Below are 16,328 nucleotides of genomic sequence, written 5' to 3'. Positions count from 1 at the left end.
GAATTTCTACAATCGCTATTTTCGCCGTACTTAATGATGTTCCCACTGGAGGTCACAACGGCTGGGTTACTCGCAGCTTCCATCTTGCTCGGCGTTCTGGCCGGTGGAGCACTGGTGCTTCTTTCCAAGGTAGAACAGGATAACAAATCGGGTAAAAAATACGTCATCACTCATCCCATCAGTATTGCTATACTTTTTTTTATATTTATGTTACGTATTGTATTGATTGAACTCGTTACACACAACGCAGAAACCGCATTTCGTTTCTTGATGGAGCATGACTTCAAACTGGATTTGCTTGGACCAATTTTCATCCTTATAACTGGTGCCATGATTATTGTTCATAACCTATGACGCCGCAATGTTAACGAAAGCCGCCCGCACAAATTTAATTGAATGCTTCTGTAGGTGTATTCTTAGACATTGGCATGATTTCTACCATTCAATGGTTTATCAGAATACCATACAGCTTGTTCCTGGAATTATATTTAGCTGGTCTCTGATCATTTTATACGCTATGTCATGTACCTATGAGAACACACGTTAAAAGCTTCTTCGCCTTCAAAATAAACAGGCAGATGAGAACTTTTTACAGATATATCACTATTGATTAGACCGACTCCAATCGATTGTTTATTGTATATTGCATTTTCCAGTATCTGAGAGATCTTTTGCTCTAATAAAGGCTCTTTTATATTCCTTGTTAATGTAAGAGTTACTCCATATTCACTTGCACAGATCAATAACTCGTTTGTCCTGAAGATTAGTTCTGTTTTTTGCAGTTTTTCATCCGGTGTTCCTTTTATAGAATACCTGTTCCACAGGGTCTTCTTTTTTTTTGAGTGGCCGGCTACCTCTGGATATACAACTTCAATTTCGTCGTACGTCGATATCTCATTTACGCTTAAAACCCCTGAGAATCCGGACACAGAGTATTGGATATTTTAATACTCGGCAATGAGTGATTTCAAAAACATACTGCCACCATACGCATCTGATACTGCATGTGAATATTCCAGTGCAATACGGTTTTCAGATACAATAACACGAAATGCGCAATGGTAAAGTTCATTTAACGTCATGTAGAGCGGCTCATTCACACTGGCTTCTTCAAGCATCAGCAGTTTGTATTCTAATTTCTCAAAGAAATAACGAAACCAGTGATATCGCAACCATACATAAAAAGATGGAAATCGCGGCATCAGAAGCTTAAGTACGGATTGTAAACTACTTTTATGAATAGAGGCGTTTAGCCGATTCATAGACTCCACTCCTACATAATCTTCGTTTTCGTCCACAAGATTATCTCCTATGAGCCAAAAATATACCGTGATATGCAGTAAATATTCAGTTAACTATCCACCTCATATTTTTTTATTTATGACCGATCTCTACGCCAGATTGACACCGTACCGTTTAATCTTCTGCGTAGTTGTGCGTTCCAATCCTTGTTCCAAAATCACAATAATATGAATACGTTTATAGCTTGGGAGCTTGCTGTTAAGTTCATTTATTGCAGATTTCACATACAACTGGATCTCTTCAAAGCTAGGGAAATGTCCTAATTTCTCTTTGATGAATTCAATGTTAGGCAAAACCTTTGCTTTCACGCAGCTTTCGCCATCTGGTCCTTTTCCTTCAAGTACAAGAGATTCGCTGATGCACTCAGCTTCTCCCAGCCGGGTTTCCATCTCCTCCGGATAGATATTCTTACCGTTGCTTGTAACAATGACGTTTTTAATACGCCCTTTGATAAACAGCGCCCCCTTGTCATCAATGCAACCGAGATCGCCGGTGAGGAAGAATCCTTCCTGCATAGCAGCGCAAGTCGCTGCCTCATCCTGGTAATACCCCAGCATAACATTCTCACCTTTGACAGCAACTTCACCGACACCTGTTTCATTGGGACTTAAGATTTTTAGTATTACACCAGGAATTGCGCATCCGGTAGAGGCAGGATCTAAAAAGAAATCGCTGTTTCCAGCAAGAAGTGGTGCGCACTCTGTCAAACCATAACCTTGCAGAGCGCGGATTCCGAGCGCAGAAAAATCATCAACAAGCGAAGTATCAAGCTCTGCTGCACCAACGATAACCAGCCGCAGCTTACCGCCAAGTGTTTTTCTGACTTTTGCACGGATGATTTTCCGAATGAAAAAAGGTACTTCGGCAAGAGCTTGTGCTAGAGATTTTTCCTGAAACAGTGCGCGGTACTTTTCAGGACATTCCTTTGCGACAGAGAGCCGGATTCGCTTACTCATCATTTTTAGAAGCGCAGGAACAACTACCATAACGGATGGACGATATTCCTGTATATTCTGTGCTATCTTAGTCAATCCGTCGCAGTAGGAGATGCACGCTCCCCTCGACAGTTGAAGTAGACAATTAAGCGTACATTCATAAGTGTGATGAAGCGGGAGAACGGAAATCGTCTTTTCACCTGGTTTGATCTGTACAATCCGTGTGGTCTGATAAATATTCGCACAGATATTGTTCTGTGACAGACACACGCCTTTGGCATTTCCCGTGGTTCCGGAGGTGAAAATCAGAACACGCATTTCATCTATCGGTAATGCAATGGAATCGATGTACCGTTTTTCATGTTCCGAACAAGAAACGCGGAAATTTTCGATATCCCTGTGAGAATATTGAAGAAAGGACGAATCTACCTGGATCAACTTTTCCCGAGTCGCATTATCCGCGCATATGATACTGCATTCGGCCGCTTCACAGAAATCCTGTATTTCCTCTGCACATAGCTCTTTGTCGATAGGAACGGCCACTCCTACAGTGGCTGCGCAAAGGTAGCTAAGTACCCAGCCGTAACTGTTATTACCAATAACGGCAATGCGTTTGCCCAATAAATCCCTTCGGATAAATTCAGCACAAAGGCTGTAATACTGTTCTATAAGATCTTTATAAGTGATAATACGATAAGTACCGTTCTCCTTTTTGATTTGAAAAGCATTTTGGTTTGCATATTGTCCCGCACTGTAATTCAGAAGGTCTCTAAAATTAGAGAATTTTGGAACAATATATAGATCCGAATTCGCGTTCATCGATGATATTCCCATCACAATTAACCTCCGTAAATATCTGTATATGTGTCTATGTGCCTATGATACCTATAGGAACTAAAAAATAACCTACTGTAATTCTGAAAAATTCTTAATTACCTGTACCGTTGCGATGAAACTAAATCTTGACCGAAGTACTAGACGCCGCATAACTCGTCCAGTAATTTTTTCACAGTGGTCAGGCTTTTAATTCTGGAAACATTACTGCCACAAAAAATCAGACCATTGGAAGTATTGCCTTTAACCGAATTGACCAACGCTTTAGTAATACAGTACGGTGCTGTATCAATATGACAGGATTTCAGGCAACGGCTGCAACTTTTGATTTTCACTTCTCGTTCTTCTACACGCTTAATAAAGGCATTACGAATCGCGCGTCCGGGCATTCCAACCGGGCTTTTGATGATTTCCACATCTTCATCTGTGGCGTCAATATATGCCTGCTTAAATTCAGACGCAGCATCGCATTCCTCCGTGGCTACAAATCTTGTTGCAATTTGAACGCCCGCTGCACCAAGTTCCATAACGCGGACAACATCTTCGTTAGTAAAAATGCCTCCAGCAGCAATTACAGGGATTTTTACCCCCAGTTCTTGCTCCGCTTCCTCGGCAGCAGCGAGCACTTCAAGCACAATGTCCTCCAGGCTTTGCTTATTTTCAGCAAGCTCATCATAGCTGAATCCAAGATGCCCACCGGCTTGCGGGCCTTCTACGATAACCAAATCGGGGATATAGTCGTACCTCTTTATCCAGCTTTTAAGAATAAGCCGAAAGGCACGGGCTGAGGAAATAATAGGTGCTATTTTACTTGCTGAACCTTTCACTAATTCCGGAAGCTTCAGGGGTAGCCCTGCGCCGGAAATAATTAGATCTATTCCATTTGCTACGCATTCCCGGACAAGATCCTCGTATTGCTGAGCGGCAACCATAATGTTTACACCGAGGATTCCCCCGTTGGCAATTTCTCGGGCCATAGTAATTTCTTTTTTAATTGCACGAAGATTAGCACTTTGCGGATCTGTATCAAAGTCAAATTCCCGAAATCCAATGTTGGCCGTTGAAATTATGCCAATTCCACCCTCTTTTGCGACAGTACCAGCCAGTCGGTGCAGCGATACACCGACACCCATTCCGCCTTGAATGACGGGAAGGCGTGAGATTTTATTTCCAATTCTTATTCCGTTCACCTTTCTCACTTCTCCTTTATACTCAATTATCAGTAAACCGTACTACTTCGTCTGTTCATAAAACCATTTCTTCATTTTTTCAATAGTTCGCTCAAACCATTTTTTCATCTAAACGCCTCATTTTCTTGTTTTGAATAATTGTTTCTAAGCATATTAAACAAGCTCCTTTTAGCAGATACCTGTTAGTATCTAACCTAACAGGTAAAACTTAAAAGGAGCTTACACCAATTCTGAAAAAATCTTAATTATAGTCGGTTGCAAATACTGGGAGACTTAAAACTGCGACAAAATGTTCAGTGTGTTTTTCAATATGTAAGCTTCCATTCATGGATTTCGCCAATTTATCTGCTGACTTTATTCCGATATTGGCACTCTCTGTATATCCAATCTGCTTGCCAATCCTATTTTCGAAATGGATAAACACGTTACTGTCCATAACCTGATAGTAAAACTCAACAGGTTGGCTTATATCCGCGTACTTTTGGATATTAGAGATTAAATTATCCATGATTCGAGCGAGATAGTGGATATCTACTTTCAAGGTAAATTCCTGTATTTCCGGATTGCGGAGGTGTACGTTAAAACCGCTTTTATCCAAAAATTCAGAGTACTCCATAAAAAGTTGACTCAGCAAAGTAAATCCGTCAACTTCTTCAAATTCTCTCTGCTTTCCGTCACTACTTTGTAATGCTGTGAAATAGGAAAAAAGTTCATCCGAAAGTGATTTGATTTGTAACGATGCGCTGTAAACCTTGCGCAAGCAATCCTGCATAGAGGCTTCATCCTTGTATTGGCCATTCATAGCAAATTCAAGGTAACCGATCTGCTTCGTTAATGGAGTGCGAAGGTCATGGGAAAGTGCTGTAATCAAATTTTGATTGGCTTGTATTGCCTTATTTTCAGCCTCCATACGTGAAATAATGGAACACCGCATCGTTTCAATATCTCTTGCCAAGTCACCAAGCTCGTCCTTTCTCGAAAGCCATACCTTATGGTTTAGCTTCCCTTCAGTCAACTGCTTCATATCACGTGAAAGAAGTTTGATGTCGCTTACAATGTATCGGACATTTGCTAAAAACAGAAAGAAGAAACACCAGACTGCGAAAAAAATAGATAACGGTTGAATAAAAGCAGCGTACATCGCATTGGTTGCATAGGGAGAAACAAAAACTGATTTATCTACAAACTGTATTTTGTAGTCTTCTGATGAGCTTTTGTCGGAATTATACAAAAAGCCTACCTGGGTATTTTCGGTAAGCCAGAATTTAATCTGTGTATAGTCCGAGGATTTCAGTCTGTTGGCCGTAACATAACCCTGAAACTGTTCCAGATAAGTTTCTATATTGTTGCTTTTTTCCAATTTCTCCAGTGTTTCTGAATCCGCAATGTAGTTGCCAAGCTTTGATACTCCGAAATAAATAATTACAGCTATAACAAAGCTGAACAACGCAAAACCAAGCAGTTTAAAGCCCAATACTGAGCGACGCAGAGGTATCCGAGTTTTTTTCTCCTTTTTAAGTTTCTTTTTCAACCCGATACCCCTTTCCCCAAACGGTTTTAACAAATTTTGAGTTTTTAGGATCTTCCTCTATTTTGGATCGCAGCTTGCGTATATGAACCATGACTGTATTGGCACTTGTAGATAAGAATGGTTCATTCCAGACTCTTTCATATAGGTTTTGCATCGTGAAAATTTTCCCCCTGTATTGCAGCATGAGTCGAAGCAACTGATATTCGATCTCTGTCAGATTCAACTCTGTGTCTGCTTTAAATACTTCATTAAACTCAGGATGAACTTTCAGATCGCCGCAAACTAAATAAGCATCGCGCCTTGTATCCATTTCTTTTCCCATATATATCTTGTATCTGCGCAAAAGCCCTTTAATTCGTGCCAACAACTCTGCACTGGAAAACGGTTTGGTCAAATAATCGTCTCCACCACAGGAATAACCGATTGTCAGATCAGAATCCATACCTTTAGCAGTCAGGAACAATACTGGAGAATTATATTGTTCACGAATGATACTGCAGACTTTGTAGCCGGTCATTCCTGGCATCATGATATCAAGAATAACTAAATCCACATCAGTATTCATAAGGGAGATTGCTCGTTCGCCATTTTCAGCCTGATAAACGGTATAGCCCTCATTCGTTAAAAGTAATGTAATCAGGTCACGAATCTCCACATCATCATCCACGATTAATATCGTTGAATTGTTCATGTATGTTTCACCAGCTTCATTTTCTCTTTATAACTGATATCAGTTTACAATTCAGGAAGGAAAAAAACATCGTCCATAAGGGAAGCCAGTCTATGTACTTTTGGGAAGCATAAAAAACATACAGAACAAAATCCCATTCCGTATGTTACAGTTTGTCAAGTTCCTTAAATATGAATAATCCCATGTTCCATAGCCGTAGCCACGGCTTGAGATCTTGAATCCACTCCAAGTTTTGAATAAATGCTTGTTAAGTGCGCTTTGACCGTCCGTTCGGTGACCCCCATGTCAAATGCGATCTCTTTGCTTTTATAACCGCGTGCGACAAATTGGAGTATTACTTGCTCCTTGTCTGTTAAAACAGGGATCTTCTTTTTGCTGGAGCTGGTACCTTCTTTATTCTTTTTGGCCGCTAACACTTTGTTCATGATATCGGGCTGCAGCAATGTCTCTCCCCGGATCGCAGATTCGATAGTCCGAAACAAATGAACACGATTGGTATCTTTCAGCAGATAGCCTTTTGCTCCCAATGCCAGCGCATTTATCATTAATTCATCTTCGTTATAGGTGGTTAAGATGATGACGGGAATCTCGCACTGTTTGTTACTTAATGCCGCCATCGTTTCCATCCCGCTCATTACTGGCATATTCAAGTCCAACAAAATTACATCGGGTTTCAGCTCTTCAATCAGGCGGAGCGCAACCTGTCCATTTTCTGCTTCTCCAATAATAACAAACCGTTCGTTGGTCTCAACAATGAGCTTCAAGCCGTCACGAACGAGCTGATGATCATCCACAATCAACACCTTTAGGGTACTCATAGCTTGTCTCCTTTATGAATAGGTGCTTCCATTCGTATTCGTGTACCGTTTGAGGCACTGGTAATCTGGATTTCACCCCCAATCAACCGTACACGCTCAAATAATCCCAGCAAGCCATAATGACCTGCCTGTTTGCCCACCTGGCTTGTATCAAAACCTGTCCCGTTATCCTTAACCTCAATCTCAATACGATCATTCTGCTCATTCACAGTGACCCAGACGTTGTCCGCCTTAGCATGCTTTGCCACATTGGTTAAACATTCACTTACGATATATAGGCTGTGCTCCATCAGCATTCTGGACATTTGGCTGGACATTTGGATTTTAGGATATACATTAATTCCTGTCGCCTGGAAAAAACGTTGTATCTCATCGGTGAGCTCCTCATGGAAAACCATTTCAGAGGCGGAATTCAACCTTAGATTATTAATCACCCTCCGGGCTTCAGCCAAAGTTCTTCGTGCTTGTCCCATGGACTGCTGAATAATTTCCTGTGATCTACGAATATTTCCTTGTACGATAAATTCATCAGCAGCCTCAAGTTGCATAATGAAGCTCGCCACTCCCTGCGCAAGCGTATCATGGAGGTCGCGGGCCATACGCTGCCGTTCATTGGCTAATGTAAGTTCCTCCACCTTGCGGTGCGCATTTTCCAGATCCTTCAGAAAGCTCTGTGTCCTCAGCCGCGCATGGACCTGTTGAAGAAACAACATACTGTACGCTATTACTATAATCAGCATTAGAAAAAAAAGCGGGGTTATCAGTAACAGCTCATACGCTTTTCTCAAAAATATTTCAGCATAGAAGAACATCGACACGCTGTATAAGGACACAAATATGATCTTTCTATTGTGAGAATAGAGCCCTATGCTCTGACCGATCAATACAGGAAGCAGACCGATAAGAACAGCCGGTGAGCCGAAAGGCATCAATAAAGCACAGGTCAATATCATCAAACCTTGAGTCAGGAAATACAACCATGACCAGAACCGGGTTAATAAATTTGAGTACCAGTGCACCAGAATATGAAAAAAATAAGTGATTGAAAAGAATAGGCTGTTCAGAAAGATCAGTTCGTTAAAGTTCTGTAATATTAGTGTCGCTACATATACCAGTAATGTCCAAATTAAGATAGGGACCCTCGAAACAAGCATTACCTCTTCGTTATTAAATGGGGCCTCTTGATGTATTTTATATTTTTCTATAATCTTCAATTTCCAAGCCTCTTTTCCCGGTACATTTTTTATGGGCTTGGACAAGCGTACCTTAATTCGTACTTTGATTCTACTCTTCACACGATTTTTAGTTATTCATTTGACGACTTAACGGCTTGAAGTCCACACATCAGTAAGCCCCTTTATTAAATGTTATTAACAAAAGGAAAACGGTTGGACTTGGGATTCATTATCCTGTGTCCAACCGTTGTTCTTTCATTTCCAAAACCGCTTACTAACTAATAGGCTTAATTACAACATCTACACGATGGATCTGGTCATCCTGAAAGAGAGGCAACAGATTTCCATTGATAGGGCTGCCGTCCACCTGTATCTCCGGTTGTCCTTTGGATAACGTCAATGGATTCCGGATGGTAACTTCATAACGTGTGCCACGGAATTCCCTGTACACCTGGGCTTGCTCCCAATCCGCAGGGAAGCATGGGTCAATCCGGAGGCCGTCATAATCCCGCTTGATTCCCATAATCCCTTCCAAGAGCGACATGAGTCCCCATGCCGAGGTTCCTGTTGTCCAGGATTGGTAGGACTTCCCATAATATTTGGGGTGTATGGAATAACAATTCGTGAAGACATACGGCTCCGCGCCGGATTGTGTGGACGGATTCGTTTCACTGTCTGGAATGATCTTCAGCAATGTACGTATCGCTTCTGCTCCTCGGCCTGCCTTGCAATCCGCCATAATCTTGAAACCGGTCGCGTGACAGTAAACGCCGCCGTTCTCAAATAGCCCGGGAAGCATGCCGGACATTCTGCCTGCATGCGGGGAATATTCCATATAAGGAGGCATATTGATTGGGAAGCCAAAATCATGCTCCATACTGTCCATGGACTCCAGTACCTTGGGCAGCTTCCCTTCATCCGGAATGTCAGCAAGTACAGCCCACGATTGTGCATTAATATAGATTTTACTTCCCGTACTGTCTTTGGAGCCGATATTCTCCTCTTTGCTAAGAGCACGCATATACCAGCTTCCGTCCCAAGCCGTTTCATTAATCGCATCACGAAGGATATGGAACTGTTCATCCAAGTACCCCGCATAACCGGTGTCGCCCAGTCGCCGGATCAATGCTGACAGCTCTTTCAAGGCATAACAGAACTGCTCGGACAGCATGACGGATTCCGCATCCGGGTCCGTTGTAATATTCAAGGCATCGTTCCAATCTGCGAAGAATATCCGTACCAGGCCATGCTCTCCTTTATCCTCAATTAAACGGTTGACCGCTGCCTTCACATGCTCAAGCATCGTTGCCGAGCCTTCATCCTGATATTCAATCTCCATATCCAGAAGCGAATAATCACCGGTCTCTTTAATCAATTCACACACCGACCAGATAATCCAGAACGGCTGATCTGAATAACGGGTAGCATCGTAAGGATACCACGTCAGTACGGCATGCCCGGCCTTAAACTGATGCCGCAAGCATTCGATGATTTCCTCTTTGGCTCTCTCCTGTCTGTAATTGAGAAGGCCCACGGCAATTTGAAGATTATCACGTACCCCTTTCTTGCCGACGATACAGAAGTCTACCTGTTTTTTTACCCATTCGTTCATAAGTACGTTCAACTTCTCATTAGGCGTGGAAATATGAAGAGCAGCGTATTTGCTTGTCTGGTGCTCCTTAGTTTCCTGTAATGCTTGTTCGATGCGCTCCCGGCTGCCATACTGCTCCGCCGTTTGAACCGCTTCATCCAGCGATTCGCTTACGCCCAGCACATAATATAGCTCCTTCTCTTCACCAGGTGCCAATACCAGCTTGTTCTGTAAGACACCGCCGAGGTTGACCAGCGTAGTGAGAGAATTTGTACAATCTCTACCCTTAACTACAACGTCTGGCCGCTGGAACAATGGTGCCGGCATGGCATCCAATCGGGTATACGTCCCTAGTTCCCCCAGAAACTCTCCAAGATTGCCATCATAGGCGTAGACGGTTTCCGAGCAGGCGATATAACCGTTATATCTGTTGTGCGGCGCGAAGGGATGTTTGGACTCGCAGTAAATGCCGTTCAGCTTCTCATCAAAGAAGGTTTCACAGCTTCTGTACATTTCGTAATACCGCGGGTATTTAAAGCCTTCCAATTCAAAGCTCACGGTAGAAAAGAGGCTGATTCGCTTCACTTTATCCGTATTATTCTTTACTTTGACCACCCATACCTCGTTGTAGCCTTCATGGGGCACAAAAAGCTTCCAGGAAGCATGGACACCATTCTTTTGGGACTCTAGGATGGAATATCCGATGTTATGCTCACACGAGAAGTCTTCGACTTCTTCGTTCAAGGGGCCTTCCCCTATATTCCAATAAACATTTGTGTCATCATCACGCAGGTACAGGTATTTCGCATCCTGATTATTAATCATACACATGTCAGCTTTTGAATTAATATAGTAGCTGCGGCCATGTCCGATTTGGGAAACCTGCGTGCAATACCCTTGCTCGCTCCACAAGTAATTGTACCAATGCCTTGGGGTCCGTGGCGTATCAATGATACAAGAATTTCCGTCCTCGGTAAAACGGTGGATTTTATCTGTTTTCATTCTCTCACTCCTAATAAACATTAATGTACAGGTATTTCAATTGACTCGGAATTCATTCCGTCAATATCAATCATCAGTTTTGACATACCAGATTCATAGCCTGTACGAACAATGGCAAGCAGTCTTCCTTTATACGAGGTAAATTCGCCTTTCGTATAGTTCTCTGTGGTTTGCGGTCTACCAGTGCCAAATGCAGCCAGCGTTACCGCTCCTTCCGCCTTTGCTGTTGCTTTAAGCTCAGCAGTTGGAACCAATCTGCCTTCCGAGTCGACGATTTCGACTACCGCGTAAATTAACGATTGACCGTCTGCCGCAAGCTCCTTCTTGTCGGGAACAATTCGTATTCCCTCGGGTTTGCCCGCCGTGACCAGTTTATCGGATGAAATGCGCTTGCCTTCGGTATAACTTACCGCTTCCAAGGTACCCAGTTCATATACAAGTTCAAAACTGGCTGTGTAACGGTTCTCCTTCCCGGCCGGCTTACTGCCGAGACTCTTTCCATTCAGAATCAGCTCTACTTCTTCAGCTCTAGAGTAGATATCTACCTGAATCGGCATATTCTCTGAACCCGTCCAACTCCAATGATGTTCGCATTCCGGCCAGCCCCATCTGCTCAGAATTTCCAGCTTCCCGTAGTTTTCCGGATTTCTCACAGCTATGAAGGTCTCATCAGAGCCCCAAACGATCCTGCGGTAAAATAGCTGAGGACGTGCCAAACCGCAGAGATCGAAGTCTGAGCAATTAGCCACACGCCAAGGATATGGAGAGCTGCCAATGCTGTTATAAGTATTAAGAGTTTCATCCGGGTGGACATATTTCACTTTTCCAAGTCCCGCTTCGCCAATGTAATCATGGCTCGTCCATACGAAATCACCAATTACATGGGAAAACCGTTCTACATCGTGCCAGTACTTATCGCACTGAGGGGGCATGCTTTCGGTGCCGCAGATCACCCGGTCCGGAAAGTTCTCAACTGCATTCTCATAATGATAGTTCATGTAATTATATCCGACGACGTCTAAAGGTGCTGCGAAGGCTTCCGAATAGTCGGCCCAGATTCTCATGCCAAAACCGGTATCATAATTCGGAGTGAAGCCTCCGCCATCTTCAAGCAGCAGAGACATTTCCTCGTAAAAAGTAACAGTGTCTTCATCGTCAAGGCCGTTAAAGAAAGAACATAACGAGTTCGTAACCAATCGGGTAGGATCAAGTTCACGCACCCGTGCCGCCAATTGCGCTGCCAGACGGTAACCGTCTGACATTCCTCCGCGTTCCTGCACCTCGTTGCCCGTCGCCCACATGATGATGCTCGGATGGTTCCGGTCACGAAGCATAAATGTTTCCAGATCCTTCGCCCAATCCTCTGCAAAGTATAGACTATAATCTTGAGCATTCTTCTCCATCGTCCAAACGTCGAACGCCTCGTTAATCACCAATAGTCCCAAACGGTCACAAGCATCCAGTAAATCTCTTGACATCGGATTATGGGCAAATCGAATAGCGTTATATCCGTTATCTTTGTGCAGCTTCATTTTCCGGAATTCACTGTCCTTAAACGAAGCTGCGCCAAGAATGCCATTGTCATGATGAACGCAACCGCCTTTAAGTTTCAGGGTACGCCCGTTTAACATAAACCCGTTAAGCGGATCAACGGATATCGTTCGTATCCCGAATGGAGTGCTATCATTATCGAGAACAGACTCTTTGTCAGCCAGATCTGCTGTGATTCTGTACAGTTTAGGGCAATCGATATCCCATAGATCCGCATGTTCAATTGCAACTGTTACCCGGCCGACAGCCTTCTCTCCAGCAGGCACATGTACTTTCACACGACCGGTTCCCGCGTTGGTTCCGGAGGATTCCTTTAGCATCTTGATGTTCAACCAAAGGTCGGCGTCAACGGCTGTAGAATTTTCAACCGTCGTTTCGACAATGACAAACGCGGTTCCCTTTACAATATGAGAAGTATGGGCATAAATGCCCCACGGAGCGATATGCACCTTCGGAGCGGCAAGCAAATCGACATGGCGGTAAAGTCCGGAGCCCGAGTACCAGCGTGCATTCGGTTGTGCTCCGTTATTGACAATAACCATAAGGTTATTAGGTTTGCCTGGCTTCAAATATGGCGTAAGGTCAGCATGGAAAGGAGAGTAGCCGTAATGGTGTTTCGTGACGATATGCCCGTTCAATTTAACCGTCGCGTTCATGTACACACCGTCAAATTCCACCATAACCCTTTTGCCTGCGTATTCCTTGGGAATGTCAAGAATCTTGGTATAAGTCCCGATTTCTCCGTCGTAATAACCCGTCAATGATCCTCCCGGCGCCCCTGGTTTTGTATCTGTTTCAATCATGAAGTCATGCGGCAAATTCACTTGTCTTCCTGGCCGGCTAATACCGGGTATTACTGAGGGTACCCCATGGTAAAATTCCCAATTCCGGTCGATATTTTCTCGAATCATTTCCCTCAACTCCGTTTTTATAAAGTTGCAATCGTCGCCTGAGATGAAAAAACCTTCCGTTCAACAATAAGTTTTTCACCTATAATCTCAAAGGCACCTTTTAATCGAATATCTTGGGATGAAGCACCTATAAATACTTCCATCGTTCCTGGTTCCACCACTTGATCCATATTCAAGTCATGAAATGCCAGTTGTTTCATATTCACCTTGAAAGCAATTTTCTTTGTTTCGTTTACATCCAAGGTAACCCGTGCAAATCCGACCAGCTGCTTCACAGGTCTTGCAACACTGCTCACTCGATCCCTAATATAAACCTGGGCAACCTCGTCTCCTGCAACTTGTCCCGCATTTTTCAGCTTAAATTCTATGTTCAATTCGCCGTCTGCCTGAACCGTACCATCCTGTACCAATTCGCTGTATTCAAATTGGGTATAGCTTAATCCATGTCCAAACGGATATAACGGTGCATTTTGGTTGGTTTTGATATATTCTGCATATTCATTAATATCAATGTAGAGCGGCAATCTGCTGTTGTACATTGGAATCTGGCCTGTTTCTTTTACAATGGTCACCGGCAGCTTTCCGCCAGGATTGATCTTGCCTGTAAGGATGTTCACAATAGCTTTAGCTCCAGACTGTGCCGGAAGCCATGAATACAAGACCGCTTTGCTATGTTCGCTTACAAAAGGTGTAGCTAACGGTCGGCCATCAATGATAACTGAAATAACAGGTTTATTCAGCTTAAATACTTCTTCCATTATTTCCAGTTGAGGCTTTTCAAGGCCAATGTTGATATTATCCTTGTTTTCACCACAAGTAGCTTCAGGATCAATCATGCTTTCTTTGCCGCCTAATACTGCAATTACAATATCCGCCTGTTGTACCGCAGCTTGTACTGCTTCAATCCCTCCATCTATGGCCTTAAAAATATTGCAGCCTTTAGCGTGGAGCACATGATCTTTTCCGAACTCTTCTTCCAATACTTCTTTTACAGATTTACAATCTGGATAGAACATTTGAACAAATTCTTCGTTCGTTTTATAGACTCTTTTCGAGGAATCATCCGAATTTAAATTCTCCCTGAGCATATTCATAATGATTTCTCTTTGTTCAGGGGTTGGCTTATCCTCAAATTCAATTCCCATCGATTTTAATAACTCTTTATTGTCGGTAATGGCCCCTGTGTATATCATTCTCAGGAAGGTGTCTTCTTCGGATTTATCGAAATCACTGCTTTTTGTGCTAGCCGAACCTACCGATGAATATCCTCCAAAGAAGTTGGTTTTAGTATCTGAGTTAGGGCCAATCAGTGCTATGTTCAGGTTCTTTTTGAGTGGCAGAATATTGTCCTCATTTTTTACCAAAACCATTGATTTTTCCGCAATCTCTAGTGACAATTCTGCATTCTCCGCTTTTTTAATTTCATTGAAAAAATCGCCATTCCCATAAGGATTCTCGAATAGTCCTAATGTGAATTTGGTCTCAAGAACCCGTCTTAGCGAAAGGTCAATATGTGCCTCTTCAAGTTCGCCTGACTCCACCGCTTCTACCAAGTGCTGGTAACACTGGTTGCCGGGCTGTTCTACATCCATTCCGGCTTTTAATGCCAGAATTCCTGCCTCTTTAGCATTCTCTGCCACTCTATACCGTAAAAATGCATGCGTGATACTGCCATAATCAGCTACAACCAGCCCCTGAAAGCCTAGCTTGTTTCTTAGAATGTCTGTAAGAAGCCATTTCGACGTAGACACTGCCTGGTCATTTAACATCCCATAACTATTCATTACAGCTTTTATGTTTGCCTCATGAATGGCTGCCTCAAAGGGGAAGCAATAACTATCCAACAATCTTCTCTCGGATATTTGTTGTTCTCCGCCACCTCTTCCGCCTTCAGCATTTCCATAGCCGACAAAATGCTTGGCGGTAGCCATTACCTCATTATCCCCTTGTATTCCTTTGACAAAAGATACGCCCATTTGCGCAACTAAATAGGGATCTTCCCCGTAGGTTTCCCCAACTCTTCCGAATCTTGGATCTCTCGCCAAGTCGAACAGGGGCGAATGTACAGCCCTGAATCCAAATGCCGTTAATTGTTTTTTGACTACCTCACCCATTTTTTGTGCTGAAGCCGGATCCCAGGTAGAAGCAAGATTAAGAGATTGCGGAAATGTTGTTGCACTTGGTATTTGAGCACCAGATATCCCTTCACTATGAAACAGCCCCGGAATCCCTAATCTCGTTTCCTCCACAAGAAATTTTTGTATGCCTTTTATAGTCTCCTTATCCTTTTCAAGGTCACCAGTAAAGGAATCATTTAAAAAGCTTACAGTCCCAATTCCATCCTTTAATTTTTCGGTTCTGGTATCATAAACGGATTCTCCTCCGTAGGAATTTGCACAATATAACTGGGCTACTTTCTCCTTCAATGTCATTCTTCCAATTAAATCTTCAACTCTCTCATGAATAGACTTACTTGCATCTTTGTAAATCATCTTTTACCTCCCACTATAAATTAATAAATACTCTTGTTTACTCACTCGTTCTAAGATTTTCAGCCATAGACAGATTGAGAGCTGGAGAAGTCATGTAAGGATGACATTATTTTCTGGTGAAGCCGGTGGCGGGAATAGAGAGCGGGGGATTCATCCCCAACCCAAGGATACGTTCTGTGATCGCACTTTGGATATCCACACCTGTCTCCTGACGGCTTACCCTCCCATGTCACGCGGGGTCTTTGCCCTTACATTCCTTCGTTCGGCCTCTCAGGAGGTGGACGCCGTTTCTTGCTCCTTTACAG

Annotated in this window: 12 protein-coding genes; 2 read left to right on the top strand and 10 right to left on the bottom strand. The window is 43.1% G+C overall.

Translation table 11 applies throughout. The annotated features are described in order from the left end of the window. The first annotated feature begins 84 nt into the window (after positions 1–84). Entirely contained in the window at positions 85–354 is a 270-nt protein-coding gene (locus tag A3844_RS05420; protein WP_074106826.1) for a hypothetical protein, read from the top strand. A gap of 590 nt (positions 355–944) precedes the next feature. Here A3844_RS05420 and A3844_RS05415 read toward each other — a convergent pair. The 10 genes from A3844_RS05415 to A3844_RS05370 form a co-directional block, all read right to left on the bottom strand. Further along, positions 945–1,298: a hypothetical protein gene (locus tag A3844_RS05415; RefSeq protein ID WP_074106825.1), complete on the bottom strand. Its 354-nt coding sequence runs from the start codon at positions 1,296–1,298 to the stop codon at positions 945–947. A 93-nt stretch (positions 1,299–1,391) separates the two neighbouring features. Further along, positions 1,392–3,071 carry an AMP-binding protein gene (locus A3844_RS05410; RefSeq protein WP_074106824.1) on the bottom strand — a complete coding sequence of 560 codons (1,680 nt, stop codon included), beginning with the start codon at positions 3,069–3,071 and terminating at the stop codon, positions 1,392–1,394. 140 nt (positions 3,072–3,211) lie between these two features. Further along, positions 3,212–4,261, bottom strand: a complete 1,050-nt coding sequence (locus A3844_RS05405; RefSeq protein ID WP_208619400.1) for an NAD(P)H-dependent flavin oxidoreductase — start codon at positions 4,259–4,261, stop codon at positions 3,212–3,214. Between the two features lie 241 nt (positions 4,262–4,502). Then, positions 4,503–5,792 carry a HAMP domain-containing sensor histidine kinase gene (locus A3844_RS05400; RefSeq protein ID WP_074106822.1) on the bottom strand — a complete coding sequence of 430 codons (1,290 nt, stop codon included), beginning with the start codon at positions 5,790–5,792 and terminating at the stop codon, positions 4,503–4,505. Continuing rightward, complete coding sequence (locus A3844_RS05395; protein ID WP_074106821.1) at positions 5,776–6,483, bottom strand: response regulator transcription factor; 708 nt, start codon at positions 6,481–6,483, stop codon at positions 5,776–5,778. Before A3844_RS05395 ends, A3844_RS05400 begins: the two co-directional genes overlap by 17 nt. Positions 6,484–6,647: 164 nt before the next feature. Continuing rightward, complete coding sequence (locus A3844_RS05390; protein ID WP_074106820.1) at positions 6,648–7,301, bottom strand: response regulator; 654 nt, start codon at positions 7,299–7,301, stop codon at positions 6,648–6,650. Continuing rightward, a complete protein-coding gene (locus A3844_RS32690) occupies positions 7,298–8,014 on the bottom strand; it encodes a sensor histidine kinase (RefSeq protein WP_167374632.1) in 717 nt (238 codons plus the stop codon). The genes A3844_RS05390 and A3844_RS32690 overlap by 4 nt, the downstream gene beginning before the upstream one ends. 736 nt (positions 8,015–8,750) lie before the next feature. Further along, a complete protein-coding gene (locus A3844_RS05380) occupies positions 8,751–11,069 on the bottom strand; it encodes a GH36-type glycosyl hydrolase domain-containing protein (RefSeq protein ID WP_208619399.1) in 2,319 nt (772 codons plus the stop codon). 20 nt (positions 11,070–11,089) lie between these two features. After that, entirely contained in the window at positions 11,090–13,531 is a 2,442-nt protein-coding gene (locus tag A3844_RS05375) for a glycoside hydrolase family 2 TIM barrel-domain containing protein (protein WP_074106819.1), read from the bottom strand. Between the two features lie 17 nt (positions 13,532–13,548). Then, positions 13,549–16,023, bottom strand: coding sequence for a glycoside hydrolase family 3 N-terminal domain-containing protein (locus A3844_RS05370; protein WP_074106818.1), 2,475 nt, complete (start codon positions 16,021–16,023; stop codon positions 13,549–13,551). Between the two features lie 100 nt (positions 16,024–16,123). Between A3844_RS05370 and A3844_RS33020 the strand changes: the two genes are divergently transcribed. After that, positions 16,124–16,328 (top strand): hypothetical protein (locus A3844_RS33020; RefSeq protein ID WP_208619398.1); only part of this gene is annotated, 205 nt, incomplete at its 3' end.

Origin of the sequence: Paenibacillus helianthi, assembly GCF_001909055.1 — a bacterium.
GTDB classification, from domain to species: Bacteria; Bacillota; Bacilli; order Paenibacillales; family Paenibacillaceae; genus Paenibacillus_AQ; species Paenibacillus_AQ helianthi.
Note: the sequence above shows the minus strand (reverse complement) of the source record. Positions and strands in the feature narration are given on the sequence as shown.